Source organism: Dyella sp., from assembly GCF_035503745.1.
GTDB lineage: Bacteria > Pseudomonadota > Gammaproteobacteria > Xanthomonadales > Rhodanobacteraceae > Dyella_B.
Window position 1 is genome coordinate 167,432 of record NZ_DATJTC010000025.1, and the last position, 17,995, is coordinate 185,426.

The 17,995-nt window shown below is 64.3% G+C and carries 21 protein-coding genes; 13 read left to right on the forward strand and 8 right to left on the reverse strand.

Features of this window, described 5'->3' with window-relative positions:
- Positions 1-28: 28 nt before the first annotated feature.
- The 7 genes from VME63_RS10130 to asnS all read right to left on the reverse strand — a co-directional run bounded on the left by VME63_RS10130 (position 29) and on the right by asnS (position 6,130).
- Positions 29-463, reverse strand: coding sequence for a RidA family protein (locus VME63_RS10130; protein ID WP_325432848.1), 435 nt, complete (start codon positions 461-463; stop codon positions 29-31).
- On the reverse strand, positions 460-1,128 hold the full coding sequence (gene can / locus VME63_RS10135; protein WP_325432850.1) for a carbonate dehydratase: 669 nt from the start codon (positions 1,126-1,128) through the stop codon (positions 460-462). The genes VME63_RS10130 and can overlap by 4 nt, the downstream gene beginning before the upstream one ends.
- A gap of 11 nt (positions 1,129-1,139) precedes the next feature.
- Positions 1,140-2,591, reverse strand: a complete 1,452-nt coding sequence (locus VME63_RS10140; RefSeq protein WP_325432852.1) for an aldehyde dehydrogenase — start codon at positions 2,589-2,591, stop codon at positions 1,140-1,142.
- Positions 2,592-2,798: 207 nt separating this feature from the next.
- On the reverse strand, positions 2,799-3,590 hold the full coding sequence (locus tag VME63_RS10145) for an SDR family oxidoreductase (protein WP_325432854.1): 792 nt from the start codon (positions 3,588-3,590) through the stop codon (positions 2,799-2,801).
- A gap of 22 nt (positions 3,591-3,612) precedes the next feature.
- On the reverse strand, positions 3,613-3,939 hold the full coding sequence (locus VME63_RS10150; RefSeq protein ID WP_325432856.1) for a hypothetical protein: 327 nt from the start codon (positions 3,937-3,939) through the stop codon (positions 3,613-3,615).
- Positions 3,936-4,715: a MalM family protein gene (locus tag VME63_RS10155; RefSeq protein ID WP_325432858.1), complete on the reverse strand. Its 780-nt coding sequence runs from the start codon at positions 4,713-4,715 to the stop codon at positions 3,936-3,938. The genes VME63_RS10150 and VME63_RS10155 overlap by 4 nt, the downstream gene beginning before the upstream one ends.
- Positions 4,716-4,729: 14 nt before the next feature.
- A complete protein-coding gene (gene asnS, locus VME63_RS10160; protein ID WP_325432860.1) occupies positions 4,730-6,130 on the reverse strand; it encodes an asparagine--tRNA ligase in 1,401 nt (466 codons plus the stop codon).
- Between the two features lie 132 nt (positions 6,131-6,262).
- Between asnS and VME63_RS10165 the strand changes: the two genes are divergently transcribed.
- The 7 genes from VME63_RS10165 (at position 6,263) to radA (ending at position 12,413) form a co-directional block, all read left to right on the forward strand.
- Complete coding sequence (locus VME63_RS10165) at positions 6,263-6,589, forward strand: iron-sulfur cluster assembly accessory protein (RefSeq protein WP_325432862.1); 327 nt, start codon at positions 6,263-6,265, stop codon at positions 6,587-6,589.
- Between the two features lie 172 nt (positions 6,590-6,761).
- Positions 6,762-7,190: a 30S ribosomal protein S6 gene (gene rpsF / locus VME63_RS10170; RefSeq protein WP_325432864.1), complete on the forward strand. Its 429-nt coding sequence runs from the start codon at positions 6,762-6,764 to the stop codon at positions 7,188-7,190.
- A 17-nt stretch (positions 7,191-7,207) separates the two neighbouring features.
- Positions 7,208-7,438, forward strand: a complete 231-nt coding sequence (gene rpsR, locus VME63_RS10175; protein ID WP_074552179.1) for a 30S ribosomal protein S18 — start codon at positions 7,208-7,210, stop codon at positions 7,436-7,438.
- Positions 7,439-7,698: 260 nt separating this feature from the next.
- Positions 7,699-8,148, forward strand: a complete 450-nt coding sequence (rplI, locus tag VME63_RS10180; RefSeq protein ID WP_325432866.1) for a 50S ribosomal protein L9 — start codon at positions 7,699-7,701, stop codon at positions 8,146-8,148.
- Positions 8,149-8,351: 203 nt separating this feature from the next.
- Complete coding sequence (locus VME63_RS10185; protein ID WP_325432868.1) at positions 8,352-9,743, forward strand: replicative DNA helicase; 1,392 nt, start codon at positions 8,352-8,354, stop codon at positions 9,741-9,743.
- Positions 9,744-9,877: 134 nt separating this feature from the next.
- Positions 9,878-10,966 carry an alanine racemase gene (gene alr / locus VME63_RS10190; RefSeq protein ID WP_325432870.1) on the forward strand — a complete coding sequence of 363 codons (1,089 nt, stop codon included), beginning with the start codon at positions 9,878-9,880 and terminating at the stop codon, positions 10,964-10,966.
- Positions 10,967-11,033: 67 nt separating this feature from the next.
- A complete protein-coding gene (gene radA, locus VME63_RS10195) occupies positions 11,034-12,413 on the forward strand; it encodes a DNA repair protein RadA (protein ID WP_325432872.1) in 1,380 nt (459 codons plus the stop codon).
- 6 nt (positions 12,414-12,419) lie between these two features.
- On the opposite strand, the gene VME63_RS10200 is transcribed toward radA, so the two are convergent.
- On the reverse strand, positions 12,420-13,220 hold the full coding sequence (locus VME63_RS10200; RefSeq protein WP_325432874.1) for a cytochrome C assembly family protein: 801 nt from the start codon (positions 13,218-13,220) through the stop codon (positions 12,420-12,422).
- Positions 13,221-13,335: 115 nt separating this feature from the next.
- On the opposite strand from VME63_RS10200, the gene VME63_RS10205 reads away from it, so the two are divergent.
- The 6 genes from VME63_RS10205 (at position 13,336) to rimM (ending at position 17,989) form a co-directional block, all read left to right on the forward strand.
- Complete coding sequence (locus VME63_RS10205; RefSeq protein WP_325432876.1) at positions 13,336-13,623, forward strand: autorepressor SdpR family transcription factor; 288 nt, start codon at positions 13,336-13,338, stop codon at positions 13,621-13,623.
- The gene (locus tag VME63_RS10210; RefSeq protein WP_325432878.1) at positions 13,620-14,264 is read left to right on the forward strand and encodes an SdpI family protein; all 645 of its coding nucleotides are present in this window, start codon (positions 13,620-13,622) and stop codon (positions 14,262-14,264) included. The genes VME63_RS10205 and VME63_RS10210 overlap by 4 nt, the downstream gene beginning before the upstream one ends.
- A gap of 19 nt (positions 14,265-14,283) precedes the next feature.
- On the forward strand, positions 14,284-15,621 hold the full coding sequence (locus VME63_RS10215; RefSeq protein WP_325432880.1) for an alpha/beta hydrolase: 1,338 nt from the start codon (positions 14,284-14,286) through the stop codon (positions 15,619-15,621).
- 72 nt (positions 15,622-15,693) lie between these two features.
- Positions 15,694-17,085, forward strand: a complete 1,392-nt coding sequence (gene ffh / locus VME63_RS10220) for a signal recognition particle protein (protein WP_325432882.1) — start codon at positions 15,694-15,696, stop codon at positions 17,083-17,085.
- Positions 17,086-17,219: 134 nt separating this feature from the next.
- The gene (gene rpsP / locus VME63_RS10225; protein ID WP_325432884.1) at positions 17,220-17,471 is read left to right on the forward strand and encodes a 30S ribosomal protein S16; all 252 of its coding nucleotides are present in this window, start codon (positions 17,220-17,222) and stop codon (positions 17,469-17,471) included.
- A gap of 2 nt (positions 17,472-17,473) precedes the next feature.
- Complete coding sequence (gene rimM / locus VME63_RS10230; RefSeq protein WP_325432886.1) at positions 17,474-17,989, forward strand: ribosome maturation factor RimM; 516 nt, start codon at positions 17,474-17,476, stop codon at positions 17,987-17,989.
- The last annotated feature ends 6 nt before the right edge of the window (positions 17,990-17,995 follow it).

The window sequence follows — 17,995 nt, forward strand, 5'->3', positions numbered from 1 at the left end:
CCCCGGTTGGCTCGGCCAGCCGGGGTTTTTAATGTCCGCTGCCGGTCGCCGGCAACGCGGCGACGCACTTCAGTTCGATGGCGATGGGTGTTGGCAGGGCGGTAATGCCCAGCGTCGTGCGGCAGGCATCGACGCCCGCGAAATATTCCGTATAAAGGCGGTTGTAGACCGCAAAGTCGCGCGCCATGTCGGTAAGGTACACAGTGACATCGACCAGGTCTTCCCAGCGCGCGCCGCTGGCATGCAGCACCGCGCGGACATTGGCGAACACTTGCCGGCATTGTTGCTCGATGTCGTAAGCGATCAACTTGCCGTCGGCGTCGTGAACGTTGCCGGGAATGACGTTGCTGCCGGGCTGGCGGGGGCCGACGCCCGACAGGAACAGCAGATCGCCTACGCGCCGCGCATGCGGATATGCGCCCACAGGGGCTGGCGCCGTATCCGTGCGGATCGCCTCGCTCACCGCGGCTCTCCGGCACGGCGCATCAGTCGTTCCAGCGCTTGCTCGTAGCTGGGGCGCACCGTTTCGCGCGAGTCTACGTGCATGTCCAGGTCGTGCATGTGCCCGTTGGACAGGCTGTAGCACCAGGCATGTACGGCCAGCGGCTGGCCGCGTTCCCAGGCATCCATCACGACGGTGGTGGCGCACACGTTGAGCACCTGCTCGATCGCATTGAGTTCGCACAGACGGGTGTTGCGCAAGGGCATCGAGCCGATCGCGTTGAGCGTGCCGGCGTGTTTGTGCGCCACGTCGCCAACGTGACGCAGCCAATTGTCGACCAGGCCCAGGCGCCGTTCGTCCAGCACCGCCTGCACGCCGCCGCAGCCATAGTGGCCGACCACGATGATGTGCTCGACCTTGAGCACGTCCACGGCAAACTGGATGGCGCTGAGGCAGTTCAGATCGGTGTGCGAGACCACGTTGGCGACGTTGCGCTGCACGAAGATCTCGCCGGGCGGAAGGTCCACGATCTGCGTGGCCGGCACGCGCGAATCGGAGCAGCCGATCCACAGGTACTTGGGCGATTGCTGCTTGGCCAGACGCTCGAAGAATTGCGGATCGGCTTCTGTTACGGCGCTCGACCAGCGGCGGTTGCTGTCGATCAGATCTTGCAGGGGACTGCTCACGGCACGTTCCTTTAATAGCGAATACAGATGTTGCGTGGCTCGGTGAAAAAGCGCAGCGCCTCGGTGCCGCCTTCGCGCCCGACGCCCGATTGCTTGCTGCCGCCGAACGGCGTGCGCAGATCGCGCAGCAGCCAGCAGTTGATCCACACGATGCCAAATTCCAATTGCGCGGCCATGCGGTGGGCGCGCGACAGATCGCCGGTCCACACCGAAGCGGCCAGGCCATAACCAGTACCGTTGGCGATGGCCAGCGCCTGGGCTTCGTCGTCGAACGGGATCAGCGTGACGAAGGGGCCGAAGATTTCCTGTTGATTGGTGGCGGTGTCGTTCGACAAGCCTTCCACCACGGTCGGCGCGACGAACCAGCCTTCCGCGCAGCGACCGTTGAGCGTCAGCGCATGCCCGCCGGTGAGCACCTGCCCGCCTTCGTCGCGCGCGCGCTGGATGCAGCCCATCACTTTCTCGAAGTGTTCGCGCGATACCAGCGCGCCCAAGTCCGTGCCGGCGTCCTGCGGGTCGCCCACGCGCAAGGCGTTGACGCGTTCCAGATAGCGTTGGCGGAAGCTGTCATAGATCGAGCGCTGCACCAGCAGGCGCGAGCCGCACAGGCAGATCTCGCCCTGGTTGGCGAAGCCCGAACGCACGATGATGTCCAGATTGTCCTCGCTCAAATCCGCGTCGGCGAAGACGATGGCAGGATTCTTTCCGCCAAGTTCCAGCGATATTTTCTTGAAATGCGGTGCGGCCGTCGCGGCAATGCCGGCGCCGGTGCGCGTGCTGCCGGTGAAGGAGATGGCCTTGACGAGCGGATGCTCGACGATGGCCTGGCCCGTCGTCGGGCCGCGTCCGTGCACGATGTTGAGCACGCCGGCGGGAAAGCCGGCTTCGATGCTCAACTCGCCCAGCAGCGCTGCCGTGCATGGCGTGATTTCCGACGGTTTTGCCACCACCGCGTTACCGCTGGCGAGCGCAGGGGCGATCTTCCAGGTAAACAGATACAGCGGAAGATTCCACGGACTGATGCAGCCCACCACGCCGAGCGGGCGGCGCAAGGTGTAGTTGATCGCACCGCTTTCCATCGCATGGGATTGGCTATCCCACGCCATCACGGCGGCGGCGAAGAAGCGCAGGTTGGATACCGCGCGCGGGATGTCCAGCCGCCGGGCAAGCGCTACCGGTTTGCCGCTGTCGCGCGATTCCAGCTCAGCCCATTCATCGAGCCGTGCTTCGATCAGGTCGGCCAGGCGATGAAGCAGGCGGGCGCGTTCCTCCGACGGGGTCGCCATCCATGCCGGTGCCGCCCGCTGCGCGGCCTGCACGGCGGCTTCGACATCGGCGCGGGTGGAATCGGGACAGTGCGCAAATACCGCGCCGGTGGCGGGCTCATGGACGTCGAGCCAGCGGTTGTCGATGGGCGCCTGCAGGCGACCGTCAATCAGATTGGCGAGGCGTGTGCTTGGCATCCATGCAAGCTTAGAGCCTGCGGGCGCCGATTGCACCGGACGCGTGCGTATCGGTTGCTGGCGACACTTGCGAAGAACGGATCAGGGCATCCCTGGGGCTTGTTTACACTATGGGCGTGGCCATCATGCGCCGGCGCCACGCGCTGTCACCTGACAGCCACTCCAATTCCAATACAACGCGGGCTACGCCCATCGCGTAAACAGGCCCTAGCTCAGGGCCTTGGTGCGACCGCCATCGACCGCGATGCTCACGCCATTGACGTAGGCTGCCGCCGGCGTGCACAGGAACGCGATCACCGCGGCCACTTCGCCCGGTTCGCCAAAGCGCCGTGCCGGCACCGCGGCGGCCATCTCCGCTGCCAGTTCTTCTTCGCTGCGGCCGCTTTTTTTCGATTGGGCGGACAGCAGGCCGGCGAGTCGCGCGGTGCGGGTGTAGCCTGGCAGCACATTGTTGACGGTGATGCCGTCGGCGGCGAGTTCGCCGGAAAGGGTTTTCGCCCACGCGGCCACGGCGGCGCGGACGGTGTTGGAGACGCCAAGGCCGGGAATGGGTTCCTTGACCGACGTGGAGATCACGTTGACCAGACGGCCGAAACGCGCCTCGCGCATGCCGGGCAGCATGGCTTGCATCAATACCTGGCCGGCCAGCAGATGTTGGCGGAAGGTGTTTTCGAAGGCGGCGGCCTCGGCGGTGTGCGCGGGGCCGCCCGGCGGTCCGCCGGTGTTGTTGATGAGGATATGCACCGGATGCGTGGCCACGATATCGTGCGCCACGGCGTGCAGGGCATGGGTGTCGTGCATGTCCACGCCGCGCCAGTCGTGCCGTTGCGCGGGATGGTTGCGTGGCAGGCTTTGCGCCAGTTCTTCAAGGACATCGACCGAGCGCGCCAGTACAGTGACGTCGGCGCCCAGTCCGGCCAGCTCGATCGCCGTCGCGCGGCCGATGCCTTGCGATGCGCCGCATACCACCGCGTGACGCCCGCTGAGATTCAACTCCATGAGGTCTCCTTGGAGGGCCGGCTCAGGCCCGGCTACGCCATTGCAATGCCAGTGCGGCGATCCAGCACGTCCACGCCACCCATTGGCTGTAGCGCCACATCCGCCATAAGCGCGTGATGGCGGCATCGTCGATCGCGGCGATGGCGGGCGAACGCAACACGCTTTGCATGCGCAACCACAGCTGCGGCCCACGTGCGGTTGCGCCGGTGCCGGTGTCCACGATCACCTGCCAGTGTTGTGGATAGCCCTCGCGCAGACGCTTGGCGATACGCAAGGGCAATACCGCATAGGCGATGAAGCAGGCCAGGCCGATCAGCAGCAGGCCGATGTAGACCGCCAACAGGATCAAAGGCTGCTCCAGGTGATGCGCGGCAGATCCGTGCGCAGGGAATGCAGCACGCCATCGCCTTGCGGCGGCTTGCCGCAGACCGCCTTGCTCACTGCCTCGTCGTATTTCCGGTCCATCATACCCACCCACACGACGCCGTCGGGGCCATGCGCGATCTTATAGCTGCCGCCGGTGCTGACGGCGGTCGGCGTGGTGCTGCTGGCGGTGGAGAAGGTGCTGGCCGATTGTTCCCAGTAGGTGTTGCTCGACTGCTGCTTGCTGGAGCTATAGACCACCACGTAGCGTGCGCGCTTGTCCGAGACTTGCACGCTGCCGAATGCGCCGCTGTCGCTGTTGGTCCAGCCCATGTATTCGCACAGCTTCACGTCTTGGGAGTCGATCGGCTGGAAGGCGTCATCCAGCACCACCACGGTCGGCGCGAACAGGTAGCTCGAACGCATCACCGAGCGTCCGTTGATTTCCGATTTCACGCCGATCTTGTACGGCAGCTTCACGTCGTTGGGCAGCACGAAGCTCAGGAAGTAGCTGTGCACGCCGTTGATCGCCGCCACCGGGCCGCTGCCCAGGGTGAACTGCTGTGGACGCCAGGGCAGGGGCGTCTGGTAGGAGAAGTCGGCAAAGCTCGTGCAGCACGGTGTGGCCTGCTGGAGTTGCTTCTTGGCATCGGCCAGCGTCTTCGGCGGCGGGCTGTCGGGCAGGATGGTCGGCAGCTTGACGCTATGGCAGGCGCCCAGCAGAACGGTAAGGGAGATGAGAAGTAGCAGTTTGAATCGCATGGGGAAGAATCGATTTAGAAGTCAGCGCTCCCTGCTGCGCGGGGATAGGGAATGGCGTCGCGGATGTTGGACAGTCCACAGACATAGACAAGCAGGCGTTCGAAACCGAGGCCGAAGCCGGAATGAGGTACGGTGCCATAACGGCGCAGGTCACGATACCAGTCGTACGTGGCGTTATGGAGACCGAACTTGGCCATGCGGCGATCGAGGTAGTCCAGGCGCTCCTCGCGCTGGCTGCCGCCGATGATTTCACCGATGCCGGGGGCCAGCACGTCCATGGCGGCGACGGTTTTTTCGTCGTCGTTCAGGCGCATGTAGAAGGCCTTGATCTGCTCGGGATAGTTCATGACCACCACCGGGCGGCCGACGTGCTTCTCGGCCAGGTAGCGTTCGTGTTCGGTCTGCAGGTCCACGCCCCAGGCGACGGGGAAGTCGAACTTCTGACCGGATTTTTGCAGGATGTCGATCGCATCGGTGTAATCGATGCGCGCGAACGGCTGGACAATGAAATTCTCAAGGCGGGTGATCGCCTCGGGCTGCACGCGTTCGGCGAAGAACGCCATGTCGTCGCCGCGCTCCTCAAGCACCGCCTTGAAGATGGCTTTCAGGAACGCCTCGGCATAGTCGGCGTCGGCGGAGAGATCGGCGAAGGCGATTTCCGGCTCCACCATCCAGAACTCGGCCAGGTGGCGCGGCGTGTTGGAGTTTTCGGCGCGAAAGGTGGGGCCGAAGGTGTAGACCTTGCTCATCTCCAGCGCGTAGGCCTCCACGTTGAGCTGGCCGGACACGGTAAGAAACGCTTCGCGCCCGAAGAAATCCTTGCGGAAGTCGATCTTGCCTTTTTCGTCCCGCGGCAGGTTGGCCAGGTCCAGCGTGGACAGGCGGAACATGTCGCCGGCGCCTTCGGCGTCGGAGGTGGTGATGATGGGCGTGTTGATCCAGAAAAAGCCTTGTTCGGTGAGATGGCGGTGGATCGCCGTCATCATGGTGTGGCGCACGCGCGTGACCGCCCCGAACAGGTTCGTGCGGGGGCGCAGGTGGGCGACTTCACGCAGGAACTCCATCGAGTGCTGCTTGGGCTGGATGGGGTAGGTTTCCGGATCGTCGACCAGTCCGGTGACGACCACGCTGTCGGCCTGTAGTTCGAAACTCTGTCCCTTGCCCTGCGACGGCACCAGGGTGCCGCTGACGATCACGCCCGCGCCGGCGCTGAGGTGTTTGACCTCGCTTTCGTAATTGCCCAGCGTCGCCGGCACGACCGCCTGGATCGGGTCGAAGCAGGAGCCGTCGCTGACATTGACGAACGACAGGCCGGCCTTGGAATCGCGCCGGGTGCGCACCCAGCCGCGCACGGTTACCTTGCTGCCGGCTTCGAGCTTGCCGGAAAGGGCCTGTTTGACGCTGACCACCGCCATGGATTGAAACTCCTAAGGGAAGCGCCCATTTGTTAAGCGCGAAGATGCGAACGGGCATGATAATGTAGGCCTTGCCGCACTGCGACATGCATTTGGTGCGATAAGTGCCCCGTTCGATACAACGCTGCCGTCATGACCATCTCGATAACCGCTTCGGCCAATCAACGCATGCGCCAGTTCCTGGCCCAGACTCCGGGCGCCGCGGGCGTGCGCTTTGGCGTCAAGCGCACCGGGTGCTCCGGCTTCGCCTATGTGGTGGACCTGGCCGACACCGCCGGCGCGAACGACCAGACCTTCCAGATCGACGGCGTACCGGTGATCGTGGATGCCGGCAGCCTGCCGCTGGTCGATGGCACGGTGATCGATTTCCAGCGCCAGGGGCTCAACGCCAGCTTCGTCTTCCATAACCCAAATGCCACCGGCGAGTGCGGCTGCGGGGAAAGTTTCACCGTCGGCTGAACCCCTTCGGGGCGCCATCCCGAGTCAATTCAGCGACTTGCGCCGACTGATTGATCCCGCTTACAATTCCGCTTCTGTCCGCGCCGTTTGGTGCCGGGCGGTCCCTTGCCTCACCGCATCCGGCGGGAGGCTGCTTGGCCCGTAAGGGCCACATCCATAAGGAGTTTTTCCGATGACCTTGCGTCATTACGAAGTTGTATTCCTGGTCCATCCCGACCAGAGCGAACAGGTTCCGGCGATGATCGAGCGCTACAAGGCACTGATCACGACCGACGGCGGCAAGATCCACCGCCTGGAAGACTGGGGCCGCCGCCAGCTGGCGTACCCGATCGTGAACCTGGCCAAGGCGCACTACGTCCTGCTCAACATCGAAGTGAGCCAGAACGCCCTGAACGAGCTGGAATCGGGCTTCCGCTTCAACGACGCCGTGCTGCGCCATCTCGTGATCAAGCGCGACGAGGCCGACACCGACCAGTCCTTCATCCTCAAGAGCAAGGAAAAGGACGACGCCAAGTCCTCGCGCCGCCGTGACGACGACGCCGATGGCGACGACCGCCGCGTGGGTCGCGCCGATAGCGACGACGCCGATCTCGAAGACTGATCCAGGAGCCCAGACCCATGTCCAAGTTCTTCCGCCGCCGCAAGTTCTGCCGCTTCACGGCCGAAAACGTCAAAGAGATCGACTACAAGGATCTCAACACGCTGCGCCAGTACATCACGGAGAACGGCAAGATCGTTCCCAGCCGCATCACCGGTACCAAGGCCCGATACCAGCGTCAGCTGGCCACGGCCATCAAGCGCGCCCGCTTCCTGGCGCTGCTGCCGTACACCGACAACCACGACGTCTGACGTCGTTGACTCGCCCTCTCCCCTTGGGGAGGGGGCAAGTCGATTTTCCTCCGCTCCTCTTATGGGGAGCGGATCGAAGTGAGGGGGCGGTCTTGCGGTGCGGTTGAGCGAAGCGCGTCTTCGCATCGGCTGGCAGGCAAGCGTCGTCCTTCACTCCAGGCTCTCCACGCAGTGGGTGAAGAGACCAAGCAAGGCAAGTTCGGACAACCGTCCACGGCTGCGCCGGGCCACTCCGGTGCTAACGAATCCAAGGAACCACCATGGAACTCATTCTGCTCGAAAAAGTGCGCAACCTCGGCAACCTCGGCGACAAGGTCAACGTGAAGCCGGGCTACGGCCGCAACTACCTGTTGCCGCAAGGCAAGGCCGTGCGCGTCAATGCCGAAAACCTCGCCGCGTTCGAAGCCCGTCGCGCCGAATACGAGGCCAAAGCCAACAAGCTGCTGTCCGACGCCGAAGCCCGCAAGGGCAAGCTGACCGACGTGACGGTGACCATTGCCGCCAACGCCAGTCCGGAAGGCAAGCTGTACGGCTCGGTCGGTCCGCGCGAAATCGCCGAAGCGCTGCAGGCGGTCGGCCACGACGTCCACAAGAACGAAGTGATCCAGGGCGAAGGCCCGATCCGCCACATCGGCGAATTCGAGGTGCAGATCAGCCTGCATGCCGACGTGCACAACACCGTCAAGGTGATCGTGGTCGGCGAGAAGTAATCGCCGCGCGCCATCGCTGGATGGATGCAGACGGGCGCCGTACGGCGCCCGTTTGTTTTGTAGCGGGGCCGATTGTTTATCCCCAGCATCTCACAGGTTATCCACAGACTTATTGTCTCGTCGGGTGAGACGGCACCGCGTATGCTCATTACTTGTGCTTGCCTACATGGCTTTGAGCACCTTCCTTGCCACAGGGAGCGTCCATGTCTTTCGTACCCGAACGTAAAACCGCCAATAGCGCCGTCGAAGCCTTGCGTGTGCCGCCGCATTCCATCGACGCGGAGCAGGCGGTCCTTGGCGGCTTGATGCTCGCTTCGGATGCGCTGGACAAAGTCGCCGACAAACTCGGCGAGCAGGATTTCTATCGCAAGGACCATCGCCTGATCTGGCGAGCCATCACCGAGCTTGCCAACAAAGGCATGCCGTGCGATGCGGTAACCCTGGGCGACTGGTTCGAAGCCAATGACCTGGCCGAGATGGTGGGCGGCGCGAGCTATCTGGTGGAGCTGGCCAACGCCACGCCCAGCGCCGCCAACATTGCCGCTTACGCGGAGATCGTGCGCGAGAAGTCCGTGCTGCGGCAGCTGATCGACGCGGGCACCGCGATTACCGAAGACGGCTACCGGCCCGAAGGCAAGTCCGTGCACGAGGTGCTCGAAAGCGCCGAGCAGCGCGTATTCCACATCGCCGAATCGGGCGCGCGCGGCAAGAAAGACACCGTGTCGATGCGCGAGGCGGTGAAGGATGCCTTCCGCCTGTTGCACGAGCGCTACCAGAACCGCGGTCAGCTCACCGGCATCTCCACCGGCTTCACCGATCTGGATAACCTCACTTCCGGGCTGCAACCCTCCGACCTGATCATCGTGGCGGCACGCCCGTCGATGGGCAAGACCGCGTTTTCGCTCAACATCGCCGAGGCTGCCGCACTGCGTGCCAAGAAGCCGGTGGCCGTGTTCTCGATGGAAATGTCCGCTTCGCAGCTGGCATTCCGCCTGATCTCCTCCGTAGGCCGCATCCACCAGCAGCACCTGCGCAACGGCGACCTTGCCGAGGAAGACTGGCCGCGCGTCACCAATGCGATCGCGCTGTTGTCGGAAGCGAAGATCTTCATCGACGATACGCCCGGCTTGTCGCCGGTGGAAATGCGTTCGCGCTCGCGCCGCCTGGCCCGCGAACACGGCGGGCTGGGCCTGATCGTGATCGACTACCTGCAACTGATGCAGGTGCCAGGCAACAAGGAAAACCGCGCCACGGAGATCTCCGAAATCTCACGCTCGCTGAAGGGCCTGGCCAAGGAACTCAACGTACCGGTGATCGCGCTCTCGCAGTTGAACCGCTCGCTGGAGCAGCGCGCCGACAAGCGCCCGATGATGTCGGATTTGCGCGAATCCGGTGCTATCGAGCAGGACGCCGACGTGATCATGTTCATCTATCGCGACGAGTACTACAACAAGGAATCGCCCGACAAAGGCCTCGCGGAAATCATCATCGGCAAGCAGCGTAACGGCCCCACCGATACGATAAAGCTGACCTTCCTTGGGCACTACACCAAGTTCGAGAACTACAGCCCCGACACCTATGTGGGGCACTTCTGAGCGCGCCTGCCTGCGCTTTGCCATCTCCTTGCCCTGATCCGGGAGCGGCCAGCCGTTACCCTATGCTGCAGCGAGCCGGCTTGCGCGCCGGGGCGCACGTCCGCTAACGAGCTGGGTTGTAACCGTCCGGAACCATGAGCCGCACCACCGTCGCCACCATTCACCTGGGCGCGCTGCGCCACAATCTGGAGCGCATCAGGCAGCTTGCCGCGCCCGCGCTGGTCATGGCCGTGGTGAAGGCCGATGCCTACGGCCACGGCCTGGAGCGTGTGGCGCGGGCACTGAATGGCGCTGCCGACGCGTTCGCCGTGGCCTCGCTCGGCGACGGGTTGCGCTTGCGCGCGGCCGGCCATCGTCAGCGTATCGTCGTGCTGTCGGGCCCCGACCTGCCCGGCGATATCGCCGAAATGCAGCGGCTGGGGCTGGACGCGGCGATCCATCACGAAAGCCAGCTGCGCTGGTTGTCCGAGGCTTCGCCCACGCGTGGCCGGCTGCGCGTGTGGCTGAAAATCGATAGCGGCATGCATCGGCTGGGCTTCGCGCCGGAGCGTGCCGCATCGGTGCATGCGCAGCTTTCGACCATGCCAGGCATCGATCCGGAAATCGGCTTGATGACGCATTTCGCCGAATCGGAAGTCTTTGACGGCGCGCGTACGCGTGAGCAGATCCAGCGTTTTCGCGAAGCGACGCGCCATTTGTCCGGGCCGCATTCGCTTTCCAATTCGGCCGCCGTGCTGGGCTGGCCCCAGGCGCGTGGCGAATGGGTGCGTGCCGGCGGCTTGCTGTATGGGCTTTCGGTGGTGGAAGGCAAGTGCGGCGAGGATTTCGGTTTCCGTGCCGCCATGACCTTGTCCACGCGCCTGATCGCCATCAACCACATCCCCCGCGGCGAGCGCATCGGTTACAACGGTCTGTGGCAATGTCCCCAGGACATGCCGGTGGGCGTTGCCGCCGTCGGTTACGGCGACGGTTATCCGCGCAGCGCCGCGGCGGGCACGCCCGTGCTGGTCGGGCAACGGCGCGTACCGTTGATCGGGCGCGTGTCGATGGATCTGATCACGCTGGATTTGCGCGAAGCGCCCGAAGCGAAAGTGGGCGATCGCGTCGTGCTGTGGGGGCCGGAGCTTCCGGTGGAAATGGTGGCCGCGCAATCGGGCACGATCAGCTACGACCTCACCTGCGGCATGACGCGCCGCGTACTGTTCGTCGAAGACGAAGAGTAAGCGCGTCTCGCGGCGTGCGATCCTCGCAGGCTAAGCTAGTTTCATTCACCGTATCGATCCGAGCGTCATGGCCAAAGCCAAAACCACCTATGTCTGCACCGATTGCGGCGCGGAGCACTCCAAATGGCAGGGGCAGTGCGTGGAATGCAGCGCCTGGAACACGCTTTCCGAATTTGTCGTGCAGCCGGCGCAGAAGTCGGTCGCGGCGGCACGGCAGGGCGGTTATGCGGGCGCGGCCAACAACGTGCCGCGAGTCACGCCGCTTACCGAGGTGCTGGTTACCGCCCAATCGCGCACGTTGACCGGCATCGGCGAGCTGGACCGCGTGCTGGGCGGCGGCCTGGTCGATGGGTCGGTGGTGCTGATCGGCGGCGATCCGGGCATCGGCAAGTCGACCTTGCTGTTGCAGATGCTCGGCACACTGGGCGCCCAATTGCCCAGCGTGTACGTTACCGGCGAAGAGTCGCTGGCGCAGGTGGCCTCACGCGCGCAGCGGCTCGATCTGCCGCTGCAGCCCTTGCATGCGCTGGCCGAGACGTGCGTAGAGCACATCCTTGAGCAAGTCGCCTCCACGCGCCCGCGCGTGCTGGTGATCGATTCGATTCAGACGATCTGGACGCAACTGCTGACGGCGGCGCCCGGTTCGGTCAGCCAGGTGCGCGAATCGGCGGCGCGCCTGACGCGTTTTGCGAAGGAAAGCGGCACCTCGGTGTTCCTGGTCGGCCACGTTACCAAGGAAGGCGGCATCGCAGGTCCCCGCGTGCTCGAGCACATGGTCGATGCGGTGCTTTATTTCGAAGGCGAATCCGGCAGCCGCTTCCGCGTGCTGCGTGCGTTCAAGAACCGCTTTGGCGCGGTCAACGAGCTGGGCGTGTTCGCGATGTCCGAGAAGGGCTTGCGCGAAGTGCCCAATCCGTCGGCGATCTTCCTCTCCGCACACGCGGGCCCCACCTCCGGCAGTGCGGTGATGGTGACGCGCGAAGGCACGCGCCCGTTGCTGGTGGAAGTGCAGGCGCTGGTGGATCAGTCCTCGCTGGGCAATCCTCGCCGTGTCGCGTTGGGCCTGGAGCAGAATCGCCTGGCGATGCTGTTGGCTGTGCTGCATCGTCACGGCGGCGTTGCCGCCTATGATCAGGACGTGTTCGTGAATGTGGTGGGCGGTATCCGTGTGCAAGAAACCGCCGCCGACCTGCCGGTGCTGCTGGCCGTGCTGTCCTCGCTGCGCGATCGGCCGCTGCCGGAGAAAACCATCGCTTTCGGCGAGGTGGGCCTTTCCGGCGAGATCCGTCCGGTGCCCAATGGCGAGGAGCGCCTCAAGGAAGCGGCCCACCATGGCTTCCAGCGCGCCATCGTGCCCAAGTCCAACGCACCCAAGAAAGGCCGCGTCGGCGATATGGAGGTAATCGGCGTGGAGCGACTGGCGCAAGCCATCGATGCATGCCGCTGAGGCGTTTCAATCCACCGCGCGATGCAGGATCACTTCAAGCACGAACTTCGAGCCGAAGAAAGCCAGCACGAGTACGCCCATGCCGATCAGGGTGAGATTGACCGCGCTACGCCCGCGCCAGCCGTGACGCCAGCGGCCGTAGAGCAGGGCGCCGAACACCAGCCAGGCGACGATCGACAGCACGGTCTTGTGCACCAGATGTTGTCCAAACAGGTTGTGCACGAACAGGATGCCGGTCAGCAGCGTGAGCGACAGCAGCACGAAGCCGGCGCCGATCAACCGGAACAAGAGCGACTCGGTCAACGTCAGCGGGGGCAATGCGCTCAGCCACGGTCCCAGGTGGCGATGCCGCAGCGCGCGCTCCTGGATCGCCAGCAGGATCGCCATGGCCGCGGCAATCGACAGCACTGCGAAGGCCAGCAGCGCCACGGTGACGTGCAGCTTGATGTGCCAGTCCATCGATTCGGGCGCGGTGGGTGGTGCAAGAAAACTATCCACCCATAGCAGCAGGGCGCTGAGCGGAAACACGATCACGCCCAGCGTGGCCACGGGACGGGTGAGGTTTACCAGCAGCGTAAGCGCGGACACCAGGCAGGCGACCAGCGAGAGCGCCGCGAAGAAATGCAGGTCCAGCGCGCCGCGGTGCATGGCCAGCAGCCCGGTTGCGTGGGCCAGCACCGCCGCGGTGGCAATGCCAAGGGCCAGGCGCGAGAGCGTGGGGGTGCCCGCGCCAAACAGCGGGCGCGCCAGCAGCCCGCTGGCGAGCAGGTAGCAGACAACGGCAAAGATCGAGAGGGCGGCTAGCATCGCGGGCTAGTGTCGCACAGGGCAAAGAGTGGGTGAACGCGGCAAATCGACCGGCACTTGCATTATTTAGATATTTGTCTAAATATCTAGGCATCGATCAAGACGATGGTGGGCCGTGAAGCAGCAAGCCGTATTCCGTGCATTGGCCGATCCCACGCGCCGCGCGATTCTCAAGCGCCTGCATGGGGGCGCCATGAGTGCGGGCGAAATCGGCGAGGCGTTCGATATCACCGGTGCCTCGCTTTCGCATCATTTTGCGGTGCTCAAGCAGGCCGATCTGGTGCGCACCGAACGGCGCGGCCAGTACATCGTCTATTCCCTCAACAGCACCGTAATGGAAGACCTCACGCGGATGATGCTCGACCTCATTCCATCCGCCGGGGGCAAAGGAGGCAAACGATGAAGCCCGTTCGCAGTTTGTTCTTGTCCGCGCTTTTCCTGCTTACATTGCTGGGGGCGTTCCTATGGCTGTCGCCGCAATTGCCAGCGCACGTGGCCGTGCACTGGAACGCTCAAGGGCAGATCAATGGCTACGCCACGCCCATCAGGGCGGTGGTCACACCCATGATCATCATGGCGGTGCTGGGGTTGCTTACTGTCGCGTTGCCGGCCATCTCGCCGCGCGGCTTCGAAATCACGCCGTTTGTGTCGGTGTTCGTGGTGATCATGCTGGCGGTGCAGGCCTTCGTACTGATCACCGCGCTGGGCATTTTGTTGAATGCAGCAGGCCATCCGATCGGAAAACTGGTGACCAGGATGCTGCCGCTGGGCGTGCTGTTGATGATCATCGGCAACTACATGGGCAAGCTGCGCAAAAACTTTTTCGCCGGCATACGCACGCCATGGACGATCGTCAACGATGAGGTGTGGGAACGCACCCATCGCTTGGCGGGCTGGCTGTTCATGCTGGCGGGGTTGGTTGTGGTCGCGGTCAGTCTCATGGGCGCGTCCATGTTGTTTTCGGTGGGGGCGATGCTGGCCGCCGCGCTCATTCCCGCCGTGTATTCCTACTTCGTTTATCGACGCGTAGAACGCAATCACTGAACCCATTCAAGGAGGCTTTATGAACTCCCAGACGCTAAGCGTGCTGGTCGGACTGTTTTGCCTGATGTTTGCCGCATCCAGCCATGCAGAATCGACGACGGCGTGTCGTGCCCATGGCCAGGCGGCGCTTGCCGCGTGGACGCAGGGCGACGACGCGAATGCGGTCAAGGACTTTTCGCCCGATACCGCCGCGCAGGCGACACCGGAGAAACTCAAGGCCGTCTGGAGCCAGCTGCAAGGCACGGCGGGTGCATTCCGCAAGCTGGGCGATCTGCAGGCGCGCACCGCCAACGGCTACACATTGTTTGCCGCCGACATGGATTTCGCCAACCTCTCGTTCACCGCGCTGATCGCTTGCGATGCGCACGATCGCATTACGACATTCCGGATTGTTCCGGCCGATGCCGCGGTGCGCGGGCAAGCGTCGGCGCCGCAATCGGCTACCGGCATTGCCCGTGCCGTGCAGGTGCCTTCGCCGCTGGGGCCGTTGCCGGGAACGCTGGTATTGCCCAAGGGCGACGGTCCGTTTCCTGCAGTGCTCATGATCGTCGGTTCCGGCCCGCACGATCGCGATGAAGCCATCGGGCCCAACAAAGCCTTCCGCGACCTGGCCGACGGCCTGGCCGCGGCGGGCGTGGCATCGCTGCGCTATGACAAGCGCACTTACGCCTACGGCGCCAAGATGACCGGTAGCGATGTCACCGTCGATAAAGAAGTGACCGACGATGCGGTAACCGCGCTGTCATTGCTTGCCAAGCAACCGCACGTCGATGCCAGGCGCGTTTTTCTGCTGGGACACAGCCTGGGCGCGTTCATGGCGCCGCGCATCGGCGAGCGCGATCCACAACTTGCCGGCATCATCATGATGGCGGCGCCCACGTCGTTCGGCCTGGACACGATCATCAAGCAGATGCGCTATCAGGCATCGTTGCAAGGCGTGCCCGCCGCGCAGATCGATCAAAAACTGGCGCCGCTGATCAGGCAGCGCGACATCCTTGCGCAAGCCGATCCCGCGCACCCGCCGGCGGGCGATTTTTTCCATGCCCCGGCCGGCTACTGGCTAAGCGTGCGCGATTACGACCCGGTAGCGACCGTCAGGCATCTGCGCGAACCGGTGCTGCTGCTGCAGGGCGCGGCCGATATCCAGGTGTTTGCGCAGCAGGACTTCGCCGCCTGGCAGGCGGCCTTCGCGCACGATCCGCGCGTGACGCTGATCGAATATCCGGGGCTCAGCCATATGTTCATGCCGGCCAGTCAGCCGCCCTCGCCGGGCGACTACGACAGGCCTGCCCATGTGGATGCCAAGGTGATCGGGGACATCGCCCGTTGGATCAAGGCGCAGCCGGACCATTCCTGAGGCGCGCTCCTTAGAAAACGGGCGTCTCTGGTATATTTGCCAATCCGCTCAGCCTTTTTCGATGCCATCCTCATGTTCGAGTCGCTCAGCCAACGCCTTTCCGCCACCGTCAACCGCCTGCGCGGCCGCGGTCGCCTGACCGAGGAAAACATCCGCGAATCGCTGCGCGAAGTGCGCATCGCCCTGCTGGAAGCCGACGTCGCGCTGCCGGTGGTGCAGGCGCTGATCGAGCGTGTGAAAGTCCGTGCCGTCGGCCAGGAAGTGCTCAAGAGCCTGTCGCCGGGCCAGGCGCTGGTGAAGGTGGTCAGCGAGGAGCTGACGGCGGTGATGGGCACCGCCAATACCGAGCTGAACCTGGCCCAGCAGCCGCCGGCCGTCGTGTTGATGGCCGGCCTGCAGGGTGCCGGTAAAACCACCACCGTGGCCAAGCTGGCGCGCTTTCTCACCGAGCGCAAGAAAAAGCGCGTGATGGTGGTCAGCTGCGACGTCTACCGTCCCGCCGCCATCGAGCAGCTGCGCACCCTGGCCGAGCAGGTGGGGGTGAAGTTCTTCCCGTCCGAAGCGGGCCAGCATCCGGTGGACATCGCCAAGGCGGCGATGGCCGCCGCGCGCAAGGAAGTGATCGACGTGCTGCTGGTCGACACCGCCGGCCGTCTGCACGTGGACGAAGCGATGATGGCCGAGATCAAGGCGCTGCACGCCGCGGTGACGCCGATCGAAACCTTGTTCGTGGTCGATTCGATGACCGGCCAGGACGCGGCCAACACCGCCAAAGCGTTTTCCGAGGCCCTGCCGCTGACCGGCGTGGTGCTCACCAAGACCGACGGCGACGCACGCGGCGGCGCGGCCTTGTCGGTGCGCTACGTCACCGGGCGCCCGATCAAGTTCCTCGGTGCGGGCGAGAAGACCGACGCGCTGGAGCCGTTCCACCCCGATCGCGTCGCACAGCGCATCCTGGGCATGGGTGACGTCCTGTCGCTGGTCGAGGAAGTCGAGCGCAAGGTCGATCAGGAGAAAGCGCAGAAGCTCGCCGAAAAGGTGATCAAGGGCAAGCGCTTCGATCTCAACGACATGCGCGACCAGCTCGAACAGATGAACAACATGGGCGGCCTTGCCGGCCTCATGGACAAGCTTCCGGGCGTCTCCGCGCTACCCGATGCGGTGAAATCCAAGGTGAACGACGGCGAGATCAAGCGCATGGTCGCGATCATCAACTCGATGACCAAGAAAGAACGCCGCCACCCGGACTTGCTGAACGGCTCGCGCCGCGCCCGCGTGGCGCGCGGCTCGGGCACCCAGCCGGCCGACGTGAACCGGCTGCTGAAGCAGTACATGCAGATGGAAAAAATGATGTCCAAGCTCTCCAAGGGCGGCAGCAAAGGCCTGCTGCGGCAGATGCGCGGGGCCATGAAGGGCATGGGCGGGATGGGTGGCATGGGCGGCGGATTCCCGCCGATGCGCTGAAAGAGGGCGCCCCAGGCCGGCGCGGACACGCCAGCCCCTTCCTTTTTCGCCAAAATTCATTAAAATGTTGCGTTTACCGCGTCCGGTCTAGGGCGCGCATGCCGGGCATGCCGGCAGTTCTGGAGCTTTTTACTATGGTCAAGATTCGTCTTTCGCGCGGCGGCGCCAAGGGCCGTCCGTTCTACCACGTCGTTGTGACCGACTCGCGCAGCGCGCGCGATGGCCGCAACATCGAGAGCGTGGGTTTCTACAACCCGGTTGCTTCGGGCAAGGACAAGCGCCTTGAACTGAACGTGGCACGCGTTCAGGAGTGGGTGGCCAAGGGCGCTCAGCTGAGCGACAAGGTCGCCTCGCTCGTGAAGGAAGCCGCCAAGCAGGCAGCCTGAGCATGACCGCAGCCGGTCGGCGCGTCCTGGTCGGACGCATCGTCGGATTGTACGGAGTGCAGGGCTGGCTCAAGGTCGAATCCTGGACCGAGCCCCGCACACAGATCTTCCAGTACCAGCCCTGGCTGCTCTCATCGGCGCCGGGCCAGGAAGCGGAGATCGAAGGCGTCAAAGGTCGACCCCAGGGCAAGGGGCTCATCGCCAAATTGCCGGGGGTTGACGATCGGGATGGCGCAGCGGCGCTGGTGGGACAGGACATCCATGTCGCCCGCGAGCTGCTGCCGCCGCCCGGCAAGGACGAGTATTACTGGGTCGATCTCGAGGGTCTGGAGGTCGTCACCACGGAAGGCGTCGCGTTGGGACGGGTTACCCACCTGTTCGCTACCGGCGCCAATGACGTGGTGGTCGTGAGGGACGGCGAGCGCGAGCGGCTGGTTCCTTTCGTCCAGGGTGTTTACGTGCGTTCGGTGGATCTTTCCGGCGGGCGCATGGTGGTGGACTGGGACCCAGAATTCTGAGCGAGG

Coding starts and splice junctions, on each gene's coding strand:
- VME63_RS10140 (WP_325432852.1), bottom strand. CDS start 2,591: ATGCCAAGCACACGCCTCGCCAATCTGATTGACGGTCGCCTGCAGGCG.
- VME63_RS10145 (WP_325432854.1), bottom strand. CDS start 3,590: ATGGAGTTGAATCTCAGCGGGCGTCACGCGGTGGTATGCGGCGCATCG.
- VME63_RS10155 (WP_325432858.1), bottom strand. CDS start 4,715: ATGCGATTCAAACTGCTACTTCTCATCTCCCTTACCGTTCTGCTGGGC.
- asnS (WP_325432860.1), bottom strand. CDS start 6,130: ATGGCGGTGGTCAGCGTCAAACAGGCCCTTTCCGGCAAGCTCGAAGCC.
- VME63_RS10165 (WP_325432862.1), top strand. CDS start 6,263: ATGACCATCTCGATAACCGCTTCGGCCAATCAACGCATGCGCCAGTTC.
- rpsF (WP_325432864.1), top strand. CDS start 6,762: ATGACCTTGCGTCATTACGAAGTTGTATTCCTGGTCCATCCCGACCAG.
- rpsR (WP_074552179.1), top strand. CDS start 7,208: ATGTCCAAGTTCTTCCGCCGCCGCAAGTTCTGCCGCTTCACGGCCGAA.
- rplI (WP_325432866.1), top strand. CDS start 7,699: ATGGAACTCATTCTGCTCGAAAAAGTGCGCAACCTCGGCAACCTCGGC.
- VME63_RS10185 (WP_325432868.1), top strand. CDS start 8,352: ATGTCTTTCGTACCCGAACGTAAAACCGCCAATAGCGCCGTCGAAGCC.
- alr (WP_325432870.1), top strand. CDS start 9,878: ATGAGCCGCACCACCGTCGCCACCATTCACCTGGGCGCGCTGCGCCAC.
- radA (WP_325432872.1), top strand. CDS start 11,034: ATGGCCAAAGCCAAAACCACCTATGTCTGCACCGATTGCGGCGCGGAG.
- VME63_RS10200 (WP_325432874.1), bottom strand. CDS start 13,220: ATGCTAGCCGCCCTCTCGATCTTTGCCGTTGTCTGCTACCTGCTCGCC.
- VME63_RS10210 (WP_325432878.1), top strand. CDS start 13,620: ATGAAGCCCGTTCGCAGTTTGTTCTTGTCCGCGCTTTTCCTGCTTACA.
- VME63_RS10215 (WP_325432880.1), top strand. CDS start 14,284: ATGAACTCCCAGACGCTAAGCGTGCTGGTCGGACTGTTTTGCCTGATG.
- ffh (WP_325432882.1), top strand. CDS start 15,694: ATGTTCGAGTCGCTCAGCCAACGCCTTTCCGCCACCGTCAACCGCCTG.
- rpsP (WP_325432884.1), top strand. CDS start 17,220: ATGGTCAAGATTCGTCTTTCGCGCGGCGGCGCCAAGGGCCGTCCGTTC.
- rimM (WP_325432886.1), top strand. CDS start 17,474: ATGACCGCAGCCGGTCGGCGCGTCCTGGTCGGACGCATCGTCGGATTG.